General features: G+C 44.3%; 19 protein-coding genes and 1 riboswitch. Of the genes, 18 read left to right on the forward strand and 1 reads right to left on the reverse strand.

The genetic code is table 11. The features are described from left to right. Positions 1-46 precede the first annotated feature (46 nt). The 11 genes from GJB59_RS17730 to GJB59_RS17780 all read left to right on the forward strand — a co-directional run bounded on the left by GJB59_RS17730 (position 47) and on the right by GJB59_RS17780 (position 11289). Positions 47-820, forward strand: a complete 774-nt coding sequence (locus GJB59_RS17730; protein ID WP_142826488.1) for a segregation/condensation protein A — start codon at positions 47-49, stop codon at positions 818-820. Continuing rightward, positions 798-1388: an SMC-Scp complex subunit ScpB gene (gene scpB / locus GJB59_RS17735; RefSeq protein ID WP_142826487.1), complete on the forward strand. Its 591-nt coding sequence runs from the start codon at positions 798-800 to the stop codon at positions 1386-1388. The genes GJB59_RS17730 and scpB overlap by 23 nt, the downstream gene beginning before the upstream one ends. Positions 1389-1640: 252 nt before the next feature. Continuing rightward, a complete protein-coding gene (locus GJB59_RS17740; RefSeq protein WP_142826486.1) occupies positions 1641-2372 on the forward strand; it encodes a pseudouridine synthase in 732 nt (243 codons plus the stop codon). Between the two features lie 91 nt (positions 2373-2463). Beyond that, positions 2464-3024 carry a thiol-disulfide oxidoreductase ResA gene (resA, locus tag GJB59_RS17745; protein ID WP_142826485.1) on the forward strand — a complete coding sequence of 187 codons (561 nt, stop codon included), beginning with the start codon at positions 2464-2466 and terminating at the stop codon, positions 3022-3024. Positions 3025-3037: 13 nt separating this feature from the next. Beyond that, positions 3038-4696: a cytochrome c biogenesis ResB family protein gene (locus GJB59_RS17750; RefSeq protein WP_142826484.1), complete on the forward strand. Its 1659-nt coding sequence runs from the start codon at positions 3038-3040 to the stop codon at positions 4694-4696. Further along, positions 4693-5877 carry a c-type cytochrome biogenesis protein CcsB gene (ccsB, locus tag GJB59_RS17755; protein ID WP_142826483.1) on the forward strand — a complete coding sequence of 395 codons (1185 nt, stop codon included), beginning with the start codon at positions 4693-4695 and terminating at the stop codon, positions 5875-5877. The genes GJB59_RS17750 and ccsB overlap by 4 nt, the downstream gene beginning before the upstream one ends. Before the next feature lie 217 nt (positions 5878-6094). After that, positions 6095-6811, forward strand: a complete 717-nt coding sequence (locus GJB59_RS17760) for a response regulator transcription factor (RefSeq protein WP_142826482.1) — start codon at positions 6095-6097, stop codon at positions 6809-6811. Continuing rightward, positions 6804-8585 (forward strand): ATP-binding protein, encoded by a 1782-nt coding sequence (locus GJB59_RS17765; protein WP_142826481.1) that lies wholly within the window; start codon positions 6804-6806, stop codon positions 8583-8585. Before GJB59_RS17760 ends, GJB59_RS17765 begins: the two co-directional genes overlap by 8 nt. Positions 8586-8631: 46 nt before the next feature. Beyond that, positions 8632-9165, forward strand: a complete 534-nt coding sequence (gene sigX, locus GJB59_RS17770; RefSeq protein ID WP_142826480.1) for an RNA polymerase sigma factor SigX — start codon at positions 8632-8634, stop codon at positions 9163-9165. Continuing rightward, positions 9155-10354, forward strand: a complete 1200-nt coding sequence (locus tag GJB59_RS17775) for a hypothetical protein (RefSeq protein WP_142826479.1) — start codon at positions 9155-9157, stop codon at positions 10352-10354. Before sigX ends, GJB59_RS17775 begins: the two co-directional genes overlap by 11 nt. A 75-nt stretch (positions 10355-10429) precedes the next feature. Then, positions 10430-10562: riboswitch (FMN riboswitch) on the forward strand. Between the two features lie 145 nt (positions 10563-10707). Next, positions 10708-11289, forward strand: coding sequence for an ECF transporter S component (locus tag GJB59_RS17780; protein WP_142826478.1), 582 nt, complete (start codon positions 10708-10710; stop codon positions 11287-11289). A 208-nt stretch (positions 11290-11497) separates the two neighbouring features. Here the strand turns inward: GJB59_RS17780 and GJB59_RS17785 are convergent, their stop codons facing one another. After that, positions 11498-11749 carry a ferredoxin gene (locus GJB59_RS17785; protein ID WP_142826477.1) on the reverse strand — a complete coding sequence of 84 codons (252 nt, stop codon included), beginning with the start codon at positions 11747-11749 and terminating at the stop codon, positions 11498-11500. A 106-nt stretch (positions 11750-11855) separates the two neighbouring features. Between GJB59_RS17785 and GJB59_RS17790 the strand changes: the two genes are divergently transcribed. From GJB59_RS17790 to GJB59_RS17820, 7 genes are all read left to right on the forward strand, one after another. After that, positions 11856-12881, forward strand: a complete 1026-nt coding sequence (locus GJB59_RS17790) for a YpbB family protein (protein ID WP_142826476.1) — start codon at positions 11856-11858, stop codon at positions 12879-12881. Further along, the gene (locus GJB59_RS17795) at positions 12878-14305 is read left to right on the forward strand and encodes a RecQ family ATP-dependent DNA helicase (protein WP_142826475.1); all 1428 of its coding nucleotides are present in this window, start codon (positions 12878-12880) and stop codon (positions 14303-14305) included. Before GJB59_RS17790 ends, GJB59_RS17795 begins: the two co-directional genes overlap by 4 nt. A 79-nt stretch (positions 14306-14384) precedes the next feature. Further along, positions 14385-15170 carry a LysM peptidoglycan-binding domain-containing protein gene (locus tag GJB59_RS17800; RefSeq protein ID WP_142826474.1) on the forward strand — a complete coding sequence of 262 codons (786 nt, stop codon included), beginning with the start codon at positions 14385-14387 and terminating at the stop codon, positions 15168-15170. A gap of 68 nt (positions 15171-15238) precedes the next feature. Continuing rightward, entirely contained in the window at positions 15239-15868 is a 630-nt protein-coding gene (locus tag GJB59_RS17805) for a CBS domain-containing protein (protein ID WP_142826473.1), read from the forward strand. 68 nt (positions 15869-15936) lie between these two features. Then, complete coding sequence (locus GJB59_RS17810; RefSeq protein ID WP_142826472.1) at positions 15937-16698, forward strand: metallophosphoesterase; 762 nt, start codon at positions 15937-15939, stop codon at positions 16696-16698. A 66-nt stretch (positions 16699-16764) separates the two neighbouring features. Continuing rightward, positions 16765-17733 (forward strand): YpdA family putative bacillithiol disulfide reductase, encoded by a 969-nt coding sequence (locus GJB59_RS17815; protein ID WP_142826471.1) that lies wholly within the window; start codon positions 16765-16767, stop codon positions 17731-17733. Between the two features lie 61 nt (positions 17734-17794). After that, positions 17795-18763: an asparaginase gene (locus tag GJB59_RS17820; RefSeq protein WP_142826470.1), complete on the forward strand. Its 969-nt coding sequence runs from the start codon at positions 17795-17797 to the stop codon at positions 18761-18763. The last annotated feature ends 64 nt before the right edge of the window (positions 18764-18827 follow it).

Here is an 18827-nt window from a genome sequence, read left to right on the forward strand (position 1 = left end):
CATTAATGGGGATGGATGAGTATTTTAACAGTCAGGTGGTACAGTCATGTCTTACGAAGTAAAAGTGGAGGCCTTTGAAGGCCCTCTTGATTTATTATTGCATTTAATCCACCGTTTGGAAATTGATATTTACGATATTCCTGTTTCACAGATTACTTCACAGTATATGGAACACATACGAGCTATGCAAGTTCTGGAACTAAACGAAGCGAGTGAATACCTGGTCATGGCAGCCACATTGCTGGCGATCAAAAGCAAAACTTTGCTGCCGGTCCATGAAGGCGAGCTGGACGAAATTGAATACGAGTTCGACGAGCAGGATCCGCGCGAAGAGCTGGTATCGCGTCTTGTAGAATACCGGAAATTCAAAGATGCCTCCGAGAATCTAAAGGAGTTGGAAAGCAAACGTTTCTTTATTTACACAAAAGCGCCTATGGATTTATCGGAAATTCAAGCAGCCATTCCATACGACCAGTTAGACCTCGAGGTAAACGCTTATGACATGCTTGGGGCATTTCAGAAAATGCTCCGCCGGAAGCAATTAAAAGCGCCATTGTCAGCGCGCATCGCCAGACAAGAGATTTCCATCAAACACCAAATGACCTCGATCGTCGATCAGTTGAGGTTGTCAAAGGGACGCACATCTTTTAGCAATCTGTTTCCATCAGACGATAAAACCGTTCTGGTGGTATCGTTCTTGTCAATTTTGGAATTAATGAAACGGCAAGTCATTGCGGTGGAGCAGGAAACAAACTTTACCGATTTAATGGTGGAACTCAGAAAGGACAAGTGGGAATATGAAGACGAATCTTTCCAGTAAGATAGAGGCGCTGCTTTTTGTGGCAGGAGACGATGGCCTCACGTTAAAGCAGCTTCAGTTTTTGACGGAAGCAGACGATGTCGAACTGCAGGATGGCATCAAGGAATTGGAGGCACGCTGCTCCGATTCTGCATGCGGCATCTGCCTGAAGGAACTGGCAGGCGTCTTTCAGCTGGTGACCAAGCAGGAAGTGGCAGAAACCATTCAAAAGCTGGTGGAAAATCCGACTGTTCAAGCCTTGTCTCAAGCCTCCTTGGAAGTTTTGGCTATCATTGCCTATAAGCAGCCGATTACGCGTGTAGAAGTCGAAGACTTACGCGGTGTGAAAAGCGAAAAAGCATTGCATACTTTGGCTGCTAAAGGCCTGGTTCAGGAAACGGGAAGGGTTGAAGGGACAGGTCGTGCTATTTTGTATGGCACAACAAAAGAGTTCTTAAATTATTTCGGATTGAAAAATTTGGACGAACTGCCGCCATTGCCTGAAGCAGCAGCCAGCGATTCAGATGACGAGGCAGATCTTTTTATGACCAGCTTTCAAGAAACTTTTAAAGAAGAAGTAGAAGTGTAAAGCATTATTTGCGGAAGGCTGCGCTATTGACAGTCTTCTTTTCTTTTGAGCTTAGAGCTTCCGCTTTACGAAGAAATGTGACATAATTCCGAGAGGAACGAACGGCATATCGAGTTATTGTAATACATTTGCAGTGCTTGGCGGGAACGTCCGAAAACATGTTTTTCGGTCTTTCCTGCTGCAGTGTCCGGCCATTGGGCTGAACAAGCGCGTACGCTTTTCGAAAAAAATACTAATGAGGTGAACTTATTTATGGAAAGATTACAGAAAGTACTTGCACATGCAGGCGTGGCATCACGACGTAAGTCGGAACAATTGATATTGGATGGCAAAGTGAGAGTCAATGGAAAAACGATCAAAGAATTGGGTGTTAAAGTTTCAAGCACGGATAAGATCGAAGTTGAAGGTGTCCAGCTTGAAAAAGAACAGAAAGTGTATTACTTGCTTTACAAGCCTCGCGGCGTAATTTCTGCTGTTTCGGATGATAAAAACCGCAAAGTCGTCACAGACTTTTTTGGGGATATTGAAAAACGGATTTATCCGGTTGGCCGCTTGGATTATGATACATCCGGATTATTGATTATGACCAACGATGGCGAATTTGCCAATATGCTGACGCATCCAAAATTTGAAATCGACAAAACATACGTAGCCCGTTTAAAAGGGATTCCGGAAAGAGATGACCTGAAAAAATTGGAGCGCGGCATCAAGCTCGAAGACGGCATGACTGCACCTGCTAAAGTAAAGCTGTTATCGGGAGATAAAAAAACAGGCAAAGCCATTGTCCAGATCACGATTCACGAAGGAAGAAACCGTCAAGTCCGTAGAATGTTTGAAGCGATTGGCTACCCGGTACAGAAATTAAGCCGTGAACAATTTGCTTTTCTGACACTGCACGGTTTGAACGCCGGCGAGTCGCGGGAGCTTTCTGCGCATGAAGTTAAACTATTACGCGTTCTGGCTGAAACGGGCAAGCGCGTCTAACGTTCACAAACACTTCAAAACTCCAGACTTGCGGCCGTTTAAACTTTGCTATAATTAAGTTTGCATAATATCCCTCGAAGGAGGAACAAGGATGGACGAACGAGCAGTTCCACAAAAGAACGACAAAAAGAAAAAAAGAGCAGTAATGAGAACCGTTATTTTGGCGATTTTGATAGCCGCCATCGGCTATACCATCTATAACAGTGCTACGGCCGAGGAAGTCAGCTTGCTGGAAGTCGGGGACAAAGCGCCTGATTTTACACTAGTGGATCTTGAAGGCAATGACCATAAATTATCGGATTATGAAGGCCAAGGAGTCTTTTTGAATTTCTGGGGTACATGGTGCAAACCGTGTGCAAAAGAAATGCCAGCCATGGATCGTCAGTATGAAGCCTTTTCGAACGATGGTGTTCAAGTGCTCGCAATCAACATTGCGCAATCAGATTTTGAAGTCCAATCTTTCGCTGATCAATACGGCTTGTCGTTTCCAGTAGTGATTGATAAAACAAAAAGTGTAATGACGGCTTACAGCATAAGGCCATTGCCGACCACAGTGCTTGTTAATCCGGAAGGCAACATCGAGCGCATCATTACAGGTGAAATGACGGAACAGGATATTGAAGGGTTTATGGAAGAAATCAAACCTGAATAAGGAGATTTTTTGGATGGAAAATTTACAATGTCAATGTGGTCATACGAATCCGCCTGGTACGAAGCTTTGTGAATCGTGCGGGCGGTCTTTGACTGAAAAGGAACAAAACAGCAAGCTCGTAGATATGCGATATGAAGGAACAGCCAGACGTTCGCAAACCTATAACAAATCGGTCATCGATAAAATTTGGAACTTTTTTTCAAGCGTAAAAGTGGGCGTCAGCATTATTGTCGTCTTGCTGGTGGCAGCGGCCATCGGGACAATCCTCCCGCAGCAAGCGTTTGTTCCGGCGAGTACTGAAGCGACGATCAAGGATTACTACGCTGATACTTACGGCAGTGTGGGGCGCGTCTATCATGCACTTGGGTTCCATGACTTATACAGCTCCTATTGGTTTATCGCGTTAGTCGGAATGTTGGCTATTTCGTTGGTAATTGCCAGCCTGGATCGTTTTGTACCGCTTTATAAGTCATTAAAAAATCAACGAGTTCTGCGCCATCCGAGCTTTATGGACAAGCAGCGCATCTATGGAAGCGGTCCTGCAGCTGAAGATACGCTGGAAAAGGCGGAAACAAAGTTAAAAGAATTGAAATACAATGTCCGGACGGATAAAAATGGTTTATTAGCTGAAAAAGGCCGCTTTTCCAGATGGGGTCCCTACGTAAATCATATCGGCTTGATCATTTTCCTTTTTGGCGTCATGCTGCGTATGATTCCAGGGTTTTATATTGATGAAAGCCTATGGCTGCGTGAAGGCGAAACAAGAGCCATTCCTGAAGTGCCGGGCTACTACCTAGAGAGCAAAAATTTTGAGCTTGAAAATTACACGGGTGAAGGCGGAGAAGAAGTTTTCGGTGAAGCTTTGGACCGTGTCGGTACGGTAGCGAAGAATTATCAGACAGATGTTGTGCTTTATCAAAATTCGGAAGATGCATTGCCTGGCGCTGCTGATAGCCAAGAAGTTGTGACAGAGTATCCGATTCGTGTCAACCAGCCGTTGAAGTTTGATGGCTATGCCATCTACCAGATGGATTTCAGGTTGGATGAGCTGAAAGCAATGACGTTTGCACTGACGAATAAAGAAACGGAAGAATCGCTTGGTGAATTGACAATAGATTTAATCAATCCGGTCGACAACTATGAACTCGAAGGCGGGTCAACGGTTGAATTGCTTGGATATTATCCGGATTTTTCAGGGTTTGAAAATGGTGAACCGCAAACGGCAACGCCATTGCCAAACAATCCGGGTTTCTTGGTGGAATTGACTACTCCGGAAACACCTGAAGGAGAAACCAGTTTTATTACGATTCAAAATACTGTGGAGCCTTTAGGAGAAAATGACTTTAAATTAACTTTCCTAAGTGCAGATACTCGGGACGTTTCTGGCCTTACCGTACGGAAAGACAGCACTTTGCCGATTCTTGGGCTTGGCGGTTTAATCTTTATGATCGGTGTAGCGCAAGGAATGTACTTTAATCACCGTCGTTTCTGGATACAGCAGAAAGCGGATGGTACGGTCTTGTTAGCCGGCCACACCAATAAAAACTGGTTCGGCTTGAAAAAAGATCTTGATCGAGTTGTGGAATATGCGTCATTGCCCGCTTACACAGATCAGCAGGATGAAATCGATAAAGTAGAGAAAGCGGAAAAGGAAGGTGAAACACTGTCATGAATTTAGCCGATTTAAGTTCAAATCTTCTATATGTGGCGTTTGTTGCCTACTTGATTGCTACATTTGTTTTTGGTGGAGCAGTAAAAGGCAATAAAGAAGGAACATTCAACTCTGAAAAACGGTGGGGCAAAGTTGCAATCACTATTACACTGATCGGCTTTGTGGCGAACCTTGGGTATTTCTTTACTCGCTGGGGAGCAACAGGCCACGCACCACTCAGCAATATGTTCGAATTCACGACTGCTTTCGGCATGACGTTAGTCGGAGGATTCATTATTTTGTATTTCTTATACAAAACGGCGGTTCTCGGTATGATCGTATTGCCTGTAGCTTTATTGATCATCGCATTTGCGAGTATGTTCCCGAGTGAAGTAAGCCCGCTTATTCCGGCTCTTCAAACAAGCTGGTTGGCGATTCACGTCAGCACAGTTGTTATTGCAGAGGGAATTCTCGCCATCAGCGCTGCTGCAGGCTTGATCTATCTGCTGAAGGTAGTAGATCCTGCAAAAAAATCCAAGCAGCGTTTCTGGTTGGAAGCTATGATGTACTCATTAGTCCTGGTTATTGGATTTGTTGTAGTCAGTTCTTTCTTTTCTCTAACCGGCTATGAAGCCGAATTCACTTACGTGGACAAAGAAAGTCAAGAAGCTGCAATTACTTACGCAATGCCTCCTATTTTTGGTATGAATGAGTATGTGGCTTTAACCGACGGCGCAATGACGCCTTTAGTTGAAACGCCGGCGCTTGTCCATGCTGGAAAACTGACGACCGTAGTCTGGTCTGTACTCGTCGGGACAATCATTTACTGGTTGATTCGTTTGATTTTCAGAAAACGCATCTCAGCGCTGTTAAAGCCTTTTGTCAAAAATGTCAATTTGCAGCTGATGGATGAAATTGGCTACCGCGCCATTATTATTGGTTTCCCAATATTCACATTGGGTGCGTTGGTTTTCGCCATGATCTGGGCACAAATCGCCTGGTCCCGTTTCTGGGGCTGGGATCCGAAAGAAGTATGGGCACTGATCACTTGGCTGTTCTATGCTGCTTACCTGCATTTGCGTTTGGGCAAAGGGTGGCAAGGTGAAAAATCCGCATGGCTGGCAGTTATCGGCTTTGCAATCATCATGTTCAACCTGGTAGCTGTCAATTTAATAATTGCCGGATTGCATTCTTACGCATAAAGAGACGGGCCTTTTCCGGTAACGGAAAAGGCTTTTATTATTGCGCGGGTACCAATATGCAAATTGCAAGTTTGTAATGCACTTTGTGAGGGCTGAAAAGCCGCTTCGAGATTGCGGCTTATGCCCGTCAAATCTGCATGGTGCTTACGCTTTTCTTTATTTTTGGCAGAGTTATCGGTACAATGAAACATAACAGAAGAAAGTTGGAGGGGTTATCATGTCGGAAGAGATTACGGTATTGGTAGTGGATGACGAGGAACGGATTCGCAGATTGCTGAAAATGTATCTGGAGCGTGAAGGTTATTTGGTGGAAGAAGCTGAAAATGGCGTTCAAGCACTCGAAATGGCCATGGAAAAAGATTATCATTGCATCCTGCTGGATTTAATGATGCCCGAAAAAGATGGGGTAGAAGTGGCTACTGAGTTGCGCGAAACAAAAATGACTCCGATTATTATGCTTACCGCCAAAGGAGAAGAAGCCAATCGAGTGGAAGGTTTTGAATCCGGCGCGGATGATTATATCGTTAAGCCGTTCAGTCCGAGAGAAGTGGTGCTGCGTGTCAAAGCAATTTTGCGGCGTTCATCGGCATATTCGCCAATTTCCAACTCGAGTGTCTCTAAAGACCTGGTAGTATTTCCACACCTGACGATCGATCACGATGCACACCGCGTAACGGCTGATGGTGTAGAAGTGAATTTAACCCCAAAAGAATACGAACTATTGTACTTTCTAGCAAAAGCACCGGATAAAGTTTTCGACCGCGAGCATCTGCTGAAAGAAGTTTGGCATTACGACTTTTTCGGTGACTTGCGGACAGTTGATACGCATGTCAAACGATTGCGTGAAAAATTGAACCGCGTTTCGGAATCTGCAGCGAAGATGATTGTCACTGTATGGGGCGTCGGCTATAAATTCGAGGTTGGCAATGAATAGAATATGGAATAGTGTTGTCGGGAAGCTTTGGATTACGATCCTGCTTCTCGTTTCCTTTGTCCTTTTTATTGTGACAGTTCTGCTTTTGGAGTTTCTTGGAAACTATCATAGCGAAACCGTGGAAGAAACATTGAACAGCGAAGCGAACATGATCGCAAATATTTTCAACGATCATGCTGAGGTTTCAAGTTCGCTGGAAATTATCGAAGATGTTATCGGAACAGAAACCAATGCAGTAATAGCAGAAGTACCTTATGACGATAGCTACTATATTCATGACGGACTGAACGGTTCTGAAACCCGTGAAAAAATATTAAACGAACCATCTTTTCAGAAAGTATTTGAATCGGATGAGACGGTAATGAAAGAAATGCTCCTGCCTTCATTGACAGAACAAAATCGTTTGGAATCATATATTGTACTGGCCAGCCCGCTGCAAACAGGAGAAGAGCAGCACGGTGTGGTGTTCATATATCAGTCATTGGAAGTAATGGATCGAACTGCTGAGCGGACAACCAATATTGTTTTCCTGTCAGCCTTTATCGCCCTTTTATTAACTACTTTTTTTGCTTTCTTCCTATCATCGCGAATTACTTCACCGCTTCGGAAAATGCGGGAAGGTGCATTTGAACTGGCAAAAGGCAATTTCGATACAAAAGTCAGAGCAACTTCCAGTGACGAGATTGGCCAGTTGGCAACAGCCTTCAATCAAATGGGCCGCCAATTAAAACATCATGTGGAAGTGATCAATCAGGAAAAAGAACAATTATCGAGCATATTGACATCGATGGCGGATGCCGTCATTACCTTTAACCAGGACAAAACTGTTTTATTGAGCAATCCGCCGGCAGAGAAACTCATGCAGCAATGGGTCTTTAAAAATGGTTCCACTGAAGCTCAGCCTCTGCCAGCCGAGATGCTCCATATGCTTGACCATGTGCTGGGTTTTGAAGAAGAAATTGTAGAGGAACTGGAAATTGAGGGAGCTTACTATGCCATCAATTTCAGTCCCTTGTACAGTGGAGCGTCCATCCGGGGCGCAGTGGCAGTTTTGCATAATATGACCGAACAGCATCGTCTGGAGAAGCTTAGGGAAGATTTTATCGCCAATGTTTCGCATGAACTGCGCACTCCGATTGCTATGCTGCAAGGCTACAGCGAAGCCATCTTGGATGACGTCGGCGCAACGGAAGAAGAACGCCGCGAGATGACAAAAATCATCTATGAAGAGTCGCAGCGTATGGGCAGATTGGTTACAGATTTATTAAATCTGGCGCGGATGGAATCTGGCCATATGCGGATTTATAAGGAAATTGTCCAATTGAACAGTGCTATTGAACGCATGACCCTCAAGTTTTCGCAAATTGCGAAAGACAGCGGCGTTCAGTTGTCTTTCGAAACCACACTCGATGACTGGGCGGCCAGTGAAATTGACGAAGATCGGATCGAACAGGTCATGACCAATTTGATAGATAATTCAATTCGACACACGCCTGAAGAAGGGCAAGTAGTGGTCCGTGTCGAACAACAACAGGAGTATGCTAAGATTTCGATCAACGATAATGGAGTCGGGATTTCAGAAAAAGATCTGGAATTTGTTTTTGAACGATTCTACAAAGCAGATAAGGCTAGAACACTCGGCAAAGGCGGGACAGGTCTTGGTCTGGCAATTGCCAGCAACATCATCAAAGCGCATGAAGGCAAAATATTTGCAGAGAGTACAATCGGACAAGGGACTTCATTTGTCTTTTTGCTGCCTTTAAAGAATATGTAACTTTACAAAGACCAAGACGACTAATCTTTAGAACGGGGGGAGTATATTGAATGACTCCGTTTTCCATCGGTTGTACGAAGAGTATCACCAGGATGTTTTTCAGTTTTTAATTTATTTGGTGAAAAACAGGCATCTATCGGAAGATTTGATGCATGAAGTTTATATTCGTGCTTTTCGGGCTTACGATCGTTTTGAAGGAAAAAGCTCTGAGAAAACATGGCTTTTTTCGATTGCAAAAAACGTGGCAATTGATCATTTTCGAAAAACGGCAGTACGCAAAAAGCATTCGATGGAATATTTTGATTGGGAAACACAGCAATTGGTTTCGTTGGAGCGGATTCCTGAAGAAGTTTCACTATTGAATGAAGATAAAGTGCTGCTGTACAAAACCTTGGACACTTGCACAGGAGACCAAAAAATGGTCATCATCATGCGCTTTTTCCAAGACTTATCAATAGCGGAAACCGCTGATGTATTGGGCTGGACAGAAGGAAAAGTAAAAACAACTCAGCACCGCGCAATCAAAGCCTTGCGTGAAAAATTAACAGCGAGGGAAGGGGGAGATGAAAATGCCGAATAGCAAATGGACCGATGAATCCATCGAAGATTTGTTAAAGGATTTCCCCGCAATCAAAGATAACCGTTCAAAAGAAGAAGTCTACAATCGGCTTGCCCCCAATGAAAAGGTCCAAAAACGTCCGAAAAAGTGGCTTCCGTTGCTGGTAGCCGCATTGGGATTTATTACAGTTGGAATATTGGTCGCTACTATTATCAGTCAAAATGGCATTGATTCTGCTCAAAATCCTCAAGAATCAAGTGAAAATTCAGCAGCCACGAGCGAAGCAGAGGATCAGGCGCAAGAAGAAGCTGCAGGACTTTCAGAAACCGAAGATTCGGAAGCTGAAGAGCCTGGCCAGTTTTCATCAGCCCAGGTAGAAGCTCCACTGCGCACAGCTGTTTATGAAGACAGCATCGGGGATCAAACTTTAATGACTATTGGACTGACTGAGAACGCATTTGTGGTGCCCGTTTCCTTCCTGATTCCCAGTGAACAGACAGAAGCGGCATTCGGAGGCGATGCCCCATCATCGTTTGATCTGTATCAGGAATACGCTGGTGATATTGATGAAGAGTTGCTGGGATTTGATGAGTATCATCCGTATATAGGGAGATTTGAGGAAATAACTGGAGGCATTCGCCATCTGCTGCCACAGGACCACCAGTATGACCTAGCTTCTGCCAGCATGGGAGTTTACTTTAATACTCTGACAGAGACGTTTACTGATGTGGAGCAAATTGAAGTGGCCAACGAAGACGGTTCAGTTGCAGAGTTTTCTGAAATTGGTCCGGTTGAACCGGTAGTGCCGATGGAAGAAAACGTTGCCTACTATTCCTTTGAATCTTCAACTGGTGATGTTTACCTTGCACCCGGATATGATATGCCGTTTACTGCTGCAAGCGAGGCAATTCGAGCACTTGCAGAAAGCCCCAATGATTTTTATGGGGCAACGATTCCGCAAAATATCGAAGTTCGAGTTTCGGAAACAACAGACCTTGTACAAGTCGAATTTGAAGATGGACTCGATTTAAGTTCACTGGATCCTTTGGAAGCTGTTCGAATGATTGAAAGCTTTGTATTGACCGCTGATGCATTCGGAAAAAAGGTAAAGGTGGACGGGCTTCATTCGGAAACCTGGAATGGATTCAACTTTAGCCAGCCGTTGCCGATTCCGGTAGCCCCTAATTTGATGGAATGGCCATTACAATAAGAGAAAGAGCGTTGTAAACAAATTTGTTTACAACGCTCTTTCTATATACTAAGATTAGGGCATAACAAAATATCGATTCATCTTCGGGGCAGGGTGTAATTCCCTACCGGCGGTAATTGAACTCTGTTCATAAGCCCGCGAGCCGTAAAACGCAGGATTTGGTGAGATTCCAAAGCCGACAGTATAGTCTGGATGGGAGAAGGTGAAGGTGCGGACGTTTGTCGTTTACATATAGACGGAACGCTTATTAAGTGTGCCTTTTCTCCCTTAAGTGTTTGATGCTTAAGGGATTTTACATGTAAATGCTAGGTCCAAGCTTTTCTTCTGGTGAATCACTACAAGGAGAGAGGAATATGAAGAACAAGAAGTTGCAAACGATGATCGTTATCGGAATGTTGAGCAGTATTTCGTTTATTTTAATGCTTTTCAACTTTCCGCTACCCGCATTACCTGCTTTTTTGAAAGTGGATTTCAGTGATGTGCCTGCGCTGATCGCAGCAGTTACAATGGGTCCGGTAGCAGGGATTTTAGTGGCATTCTTTAAGAACGTATTGGATTGGCTGTTTGCAGGAAGTCCTACAGGGGTTCCGGTTGGCCATATGGCGAACTTTGTAACAAGCCTGTTGTTTATTTTGCCGGTTTATTTCATCTACCACAAAGTAGCAACTAAAAAGGGGATGGCTTTCGGCTTAGCTGCTGGTACATTATCCATGGCAATCGGCATGAGTATTTTAAATTACTTTGTATTTCTGCCAATGTACACTTATTTCCTTAACATGCCGGCTGAAACAGGCAGTGTGTTATTCGGAACGATCGTTCTGGGAATTCTACCGTTCAACTTAATCAAAGGCCTGCTTTTGACTGCAGTTGTCCTGTTGATGTTCAGCAGCATGCACACGTGGATCGAAAAGCAGCGTTCCTATTATTTATCATAGATTGAAAAGCGTAAGCAGCCGTTTAGCCCCGACAAGCGCTGGAAGCTTTACCGGGAATGGCGTTCTTTGCCATTATTGGTAAAGCTGAAGCGACTCGAGGGGCTGGCTGCTGGAGTCTGGACATAGAAAAGCATAAGCGCATTACATTAAAACAAAAAAAGAAGGCGTTCGGCAGTTTATCACTGCCGAGCGCCTTTTCTAATTGTTATCAGTCTTCGTATTTTAAAGGATCGCCTTCAAAAGATGAATCTGCAACTTTGATGGAATCTGTTGGACAGCCTTCAAATGCATCTTCCATATCTTCCTCGAGTTCGTCTGGAACTTGTTCTGTCCCCATGTTATTATCTAAAATAACAAAAGCGATTCCTTCATCATCGTAATCGTAAATATCAGGTGCTGCTGCACCACATGCACCACAAGCGATACAAGTATCCTTGTCGACAATGGTATACTTAGCCATATTGTTTTCCTCTCCTTTATCTCCGAACAAGTTCAGTTATACTATCGTATTTATTCTAAAGGTGTTTGAGTAGTTTTTCAACCAAAAACCGCTAGGGGGCACAAGCTTGTTATTTTCCGAACTCATTCTGGCCATTATGAAGGCCGTTAACCGGCAGCGGACCATCTCTTCCCCTTATCATTTGATCAAAGGAAAGAAGTCCGGACAAACGATACAGGATATCGGCTATTTTGGCCTGTATCCTTATTTTGGCGTGCTGCCGAAATTGGATAAGAAAGCCTACGACCAAGCGGTTCAGCGCTTATTTTCAGAAGGCTACCTGCTGGATAATGACCAGGTGGTCGACTTGTCCCAAAAAGCGATGGATTTGGACATTGCCGCTTCGCCGCTAAACGGCTGGAAATACCGGGGCAAGGAGAATTTGTTTTTTTCCCGGTTGTCACTGATTGTTCAAACTTTTTCCCATATAAGCCAGCAACAAAAAAACTTCGACCCCGTTGTCATTAACGAAGAAGTTCAGAGTTGGGTGAAAAAATACCTCAAGCGGATTAATTTTCGTGATTTGGCAGTGGCTCAAGCATTTAAAATAGAGCTCTTCACTACATTAACCGATAGTGGGAGTTCTGAAACACATAAAATAATCGTAACAGAACGTTTGACAGGATTGGCTTTAAGTGGCTTAACGTGGCAGCAAATCGCTGATTCAAAAAACCTTTCTCTTTTGGATGTTCAATTGATGTGGGTAGAAGCATTGCATAGTTGGATGGGAGTCATTGAACAATCCAAGCCACCGCTCCTGTTTGGATTAATGGAGGACATTATTCAGCAATCTTCCTTGACAGAAACGGCACAGCGTACAAAGAAATTATTCGACAAAGGGTTCTCGCTGGAGCAGATTGCATCGCTGCGCCAACTAAAGACCAGCACCATTGAAGACCATTTTGTGGAACTGGCGATGAACGATCCCTTTTTTAATTACAGAGCGTTTGTAAATCCAGCCTTGTTTGAGGCAATTATAGCTGAAAGCCGGAGCCGAAAAACAAAGAGATTGCGTGAAATCAAAGAGCATTTGCCGGAAGCCAGCTATTTTCAAATCCGCCTTGCTTTGGCGATTAGGGAGGAACAAAGATGAATTTGGACCAATTGCTGTATAACACATATGGATTTTCTTCGTTTCGTCCCGGGCAGCGGGAAATCATTGAACGCGTATTGGCTGGTGAGGATGTCATAGCGCTGCTGCCGACGGGAATGGGAAAATCAATCTGCTACCAGCTGCCGGCAAAAGTGTTGCCAGACAGCATCTTGATCGTTTCCCCATTGCTGTCGCTAATGCAGGATCAAGTGGCGCAGTTAAAAAAAATGGGTGAAAAATCAGTAGTTGCCATCAACTCTTTTTTAAAGCCGGAAGACAAAGAAAAAATTTGGAGTACGCTCAGCTCATATAAGTTCATTTTTATTTCGCCAGAAATGCTTGTTCAGCCTTTTGTTAAACAAAAGCTGAAGCAGATCCGAATATCTTTGCTGGTGGCTGATGAAGCCCATTGCATTTCTCAGTGGGGGTTTGATTTCAGGCCGGACTATCTCCGGATTTCTGAAATTCTGCCCCACTTGAACTTTCCGCAAGTGCTGGCACTGACAGCGACGGCGACCGATAAGGTCACTGAAGAAATAAAGAAATACCTGGCGCTGTCAGAGCCTTATGTATACAGCCACCCGATGGATCGTAAAAACATCGTTTATGACATTAAAAAGTTTGAAGAAAGCCGAGACAAAATTGAATTTATAAAAGAATTTGTTCAAAAATACAACGGTCCTGGAATTATTTATGCCGGAACCAGAAAAAAGTCCCAGGAACTCTCTATGCTTTTGACGGAGTTAGGGGTTTCTGCAGCATTTTATCATGGCGGTATGGAGCAACAGGACCGTGTTTTCGTCCAACAGCAATTTCAAAACGGAGAACTGCAGTGGATCTGTTCAACAAACGCTTTTGGCATGGGGGTCCACATTCCGAACATCCGGCATGTTATCCACTACCAGCTGCCGACTTCCATAGAAGGCTATGTACAGGAAGTGGGAAGAGCAGGAAGAGATGGGCAGCCATCTTTGGCTACCCTGCTGTACGCACAAGGGGATGAAGCGCTGCTGGACAGTCTTGTTATGGACGACTTGCCGACGCAGCATGAAATCGAAGCAGTCTACCACCACGGTGCCGGTGCACTGCATTTAATTGATCAAGGGATTGTCAGAGAGACTGCGATGCGAGTGATCTCCTATTGGATGACCCAATTGCCGATTGAAGGTGTCATAAAGCAGATGGAACTTTTGAGGAGCGGCAAAAGGCAGCAAGTCTTAAAAATTCGTGAACTCATCGGGCTCAACGGATGTCTGCGCAGCTTTATTGTTCAATGCTTTGATCAGCAGCTTGGAGGCAAGCCGGATAATTGCTGTATTAATGATGGGATCGATTATGATGCGTTTGAAGTTTTTTCACCCTCCAAAGAAAAGCAGTTTCCCCTTCAATGGCAAGAGCGCTTAAGTGTAATATTACCTATTTAAGATTCTCATTAACTGTCATTTACAAATGAGCCTTTTTTCGTCATAATAGATATATTAGTACAGATAGGGGTCGTCATGTATGGGAAATCATAGTTATCATGAGTCGATTGAGAAAAATCGACAGGAAATATCGGTGGACAAAAATTCAGCATTGTCCAGAGCAGCTCAGCGGCAGGCACAAAAGCCTAAGGCCAAAAAAAGCAAAAGCCTTCTGATGCCTGCATTGTTTTTTATCTTCATATTAATACCGGTTTCTTTACTGATTTATGTAGTTTTCTTATTCGAACCCAATGATACATTGACAGCTACACCTGCAGAAAACGAAGTAAGCTTTGAGATGAATTCCCAACCATCCACAACGCCTGTCGCTGCAGCCGATGATGAAGAAGACAAGCAAGAACAAGAAGAAAAAGTGGCTGCAGCAGAAAAAGAAAAAGCTGCAGCAGAAAAAGAAGCAGCTGAGGTAAAGGCGGCTGAAAAAGCGGAAGCCGAGGCTGCCGCAAAAGCAGACGCTGAAGCGAAAGCTGATGCTGAAGCTAAGGCCGCGGCAGAAGCAGAAGAACAGGCACAAGCAGCGGCCAAAGCTCAGGCAGATGCCGAAGCCAAGGCAGAAGCAGAGGCAGCAGCTGAAGCTCAAGCTCAAAAAGAAGCGGAAGCAAAAGCGAAAGCGGAAGCCGAGAAAAAAGAGGAAGCACCAAGCGCTTCCGGTAAAACATATGTTGTGCAATCCAGTGAAACGTTGTACCGCATCGCCGTCAATAATTATGGAGCAGCCGGAGCAGCCGCGGCTGTAGAGAAAATTAAGCAGGCAAATGGCTTGAGTTCAAACAGCATAAGCCCAGGGCAAACTTTAGTTTTGCCATAGGCATCTGTCTTGATTAGCAGATGAATAGTTGGGGAATATATATGACAGATTAGAAAGTGGGCGATCAGATGTTTGTTAAAAGTGCATTGGTTAAAAAAGAGAAATGCATTACAGTCAAAATGGAAGATTCTGTGAAAAAAGGTTTTGACCTGCTGGAAAAGCATTCAATTGATGCCATACCGGTTGTGGCAGGGACAGAGTATAAAGGTATTTTTACTTGGTACCATGCATACCGTGCGTTTTTTTACTCTGGAAAATCAAATGAGGATTTTATCACTTCAACTAAGATTAGTGATGTCATGGTAAATGAGCGAGTTTATTTGAGTATTGATGACGTTTATGAAAAAGCGCTGGTTGAACTGAATGATTTTCCGATCATTGCCGTCGTTGAAGACCACCAATTCTTAGGGATTGTTACCCGCTATGATATCGTCAACCAATTGCAAAGCGCTTTTGGAATGAACAAGCCTGGATACCGCATCACCTTCACTTCGGTAGAATCAGAAGGCCGAATTGGCCGCCTTGGAGAAATTATCGAAAAATACAAGGAGTCTGTAGTCTCTCTTGTCACGTTTGATGAAACCAATAAAATGGTCCGCCGAATTGTTTTGAAGATCAAAAAGAAAGACAATATCGACCGGTTTGTAAAAGAGCTGGAAAAATCCGGTTTCCGTGTTTTGGACATTGCAGAAGATTAATAGCAGAATAAGACGAAAAAGCATAAGCCTCGCTTATGTTTTTTTCTTCTTTTGGAAGGAACTCCTACATGAAATATTTAATTCGCATTGCCCTTGCAGCTTTGGCGCTGCTTCTTTTTATGGTCCGGAATGCCTTTTCGGAAAAACTTGTGATGGAAACAGTGGAATTGCGTGCAGCAAAGCCCTTCAAACCGTTTAAACTGCTGTTTATTGCAGATGTCCACCGCAGGGTCATACGGGCTGATTTGCTTGATAGTCCCGTCGATATTATCATAATCGGAGGCGATTTGGCCGAAAGGGGAGTACCGTTAGAACGGGTCGCTGAGAATGTTAAAAGACTCACGGCTATTGCACCTGTCTATTTTATATGGGGTAACAATGACCGGGAAGTTGATGAAACTTCACTTAGGCAAATTTTTGATCAATTGGGCGTGATTGTGCTGGAAGACCGATCGGTGCCGCTTTTTGGCAATGAGCACTTAAAATTGGTTGGACTTGACCATTTCGCGTACAAACCCGACGGATTCGAAAATGCTTTTAAAAATGTAAAGGCTGATGATACTGTTTTATTTGTTTCACATACCCCGTTCGACTTCTGGAAAGTAAAAGGGGACTATTCTGCGGATTTGCTGCTTGCCGGCCATACGCACGGCGGACAAATTCGCATTGGACCATTCGGTTTATTCAAAAAAGGTTCCATGAAAGTCAAAAAAGATCGCATTGAACTGATTAGCAATGGCTTTGGCACGACCACTTTGCACCTGCGGCTGGGTGCACAGGCAGAATGCCATGTGCTGACCGTGCGCCCGAAAATCGAAGCGGATAAATAAAATTTGTCACACCGAGGATAAATCCATTATGCTTAGAAAAGGATCAAGTACAGGAGATGTTTTAAAATGGACTATGTAGATGCATTAATTATTGGAGGCGGCCCATGCGGTTTGTCGGCGGCAATCGAATTGAAAAAACTCGGTCTCGATCCTGTCGTGATCGAGAAGGGCAATATCGTCAACGCGATTTTCAATTACCCGACGCATCAAACCTTTTTCAGCACCAGTGAAAAACTGTCGATCGGCGATGTGCCATTCATTATAGAAGGGCGTAAACCTAAACGCAATCAGGCATTGGTCTACTACCGTGAAGTCGTTAAACGGAGCGGGATTCAAGTTCATCCCTTCGAGACGGTGGAGCGCGTAGAAAAGGATGGCCTGTTTACCGTGACCACGTCAAAATGCCAATACCAGGCCAAATACGTAATTGCAGCGACCGGTTACTACGATCAGCCCAATACGCTGGAAGTGGATGGCGCAGATCTGCCGAAAGTGATGCATTATTTCAAAGAAGGCCATCCTTATTTTGATCAGGACGTTCTTATTATCGGCGGCAAGAATTCTGCGGTTGATGCGGCTCTGGCTTTGCATAAAGCAGGTAGCCGTGTGACGGTATCCTATCATGGCACGAGCTATTCCAAAAGCATCAAGCCTTGGATTCTGCCGGAGTTTGACGGCCTAGTGAGAAAAGGCGAAATCACGATGCTGTTTGATTCGATGGTCGATAAAATTACAGACAGCACTGTAGAGCTGACAGTCAATGATCAAAAAGCAACGATTCCCAATCAGTTTGTCTTTGCGATGATTGGCTACCATCCCGACCATCAGTTTTTGCAGTCAATGGGCATTTCCATTGATGGGGTTTCCGGACGTCCAACATTTGATGAAGAAACGATGGAAACCGAAGTGAACAATCTGTATGTTGCCGGGGTGATTGCGGCAGGCAATAATGCCAATGAAATCTTTATTGAAAATGGACGCTTTCATGGACAGCAAATTGCGGAAGCTATTGCAAAAAAAGAAAGCACATCTTGATTGTGCTTTCTTTTTTAGGGTTTAAAATGAATTGCGGAAAACCGGGAAAGGGAGTTAGATTATGAAAAAGAAAGTATCCTTGATCACCACAGGCGGAACCATCGCCAGCAGAGAAATTTCCAATGGGTTATTAAAATCAGGTGCCATCTCCGGAAAGGAATTGGCTGAGCTTTGCCAGCTGCCTGAAGAAATAGAAGTGAAAGTGATCGATGTCTTCCAATTGCCGAGCATGCATATCGGCTTTGAACAAATGCTGACGGTCAGACAAGCGATTCTTCAGGAATTGCAGGATCCTGAAGTTGAAGGAATTGTCGTAACGCATGGCACGGATACTTTAGAAGAGACCGCCTATTTTCTGGATCTGACAATTGATGACGACCGTACAGTAGTCATCACAGGCTCTCAGCGTTCCCCAGAGGAAGTCGGGACCGATGTCTATTCCAATCTCCGCAATTCAATTTATGTGGCGGTAGACACCAGCCTCAGAGGGATTGGGGCGGTTGTCGTATTTAATGAACGGATTTACAGCGCCAAATACGTCAAGAAAGTGCATTCCAGCAACTTGCAGGGATTTGATTCTTTTGGGCATGGCTATCTCGGCATTATTGACAATGACACAGTGCGCGTTTACCAAAAACCCGTGATGCATGAAGTGCACACAGTCAGCGGTCCCTTGCCGCGTGTGGATATCATAAAATGCCATTCCGGGCAAGATGGGTATTTGATCGATATGCTGGTATCTGGGCCGTCCAAAGGCATCGTATTGGAAGCGGCAGGCAGAGGGCAGGTGTCTCCGCATATGATGGAGGCAGTCGATCATGCAGTCAGAAAAGGAATTCCAGTCGTCCTGACGACAAGTGCTGAAGAAGGCAATGCTTATCCTGCCTACAGCTACCCGGGCAGTGCGCATGACTTGTTGACCCGCGGCGTTGTTCTCGGAAGTGACTACGACAGCAAAAAAGCACGCATTAAACTTTCGGTTTTATTATCCGCCGATGTGCCCATACAAGCAGATGCTTTCGAGAGATAGGCGGTGGCAGGAGACTGCTCAGAAAAGCTGAAAATGATGTTGATAAACATGATACAATAACTGT

Source organism: Planococcus soli, assembly GCF_016881065.1.
GTDB lineage: Bacteria > Bacillota > Bacilli > Bacillales_A > Planococcaceae > Planococcus > Planococcus soli.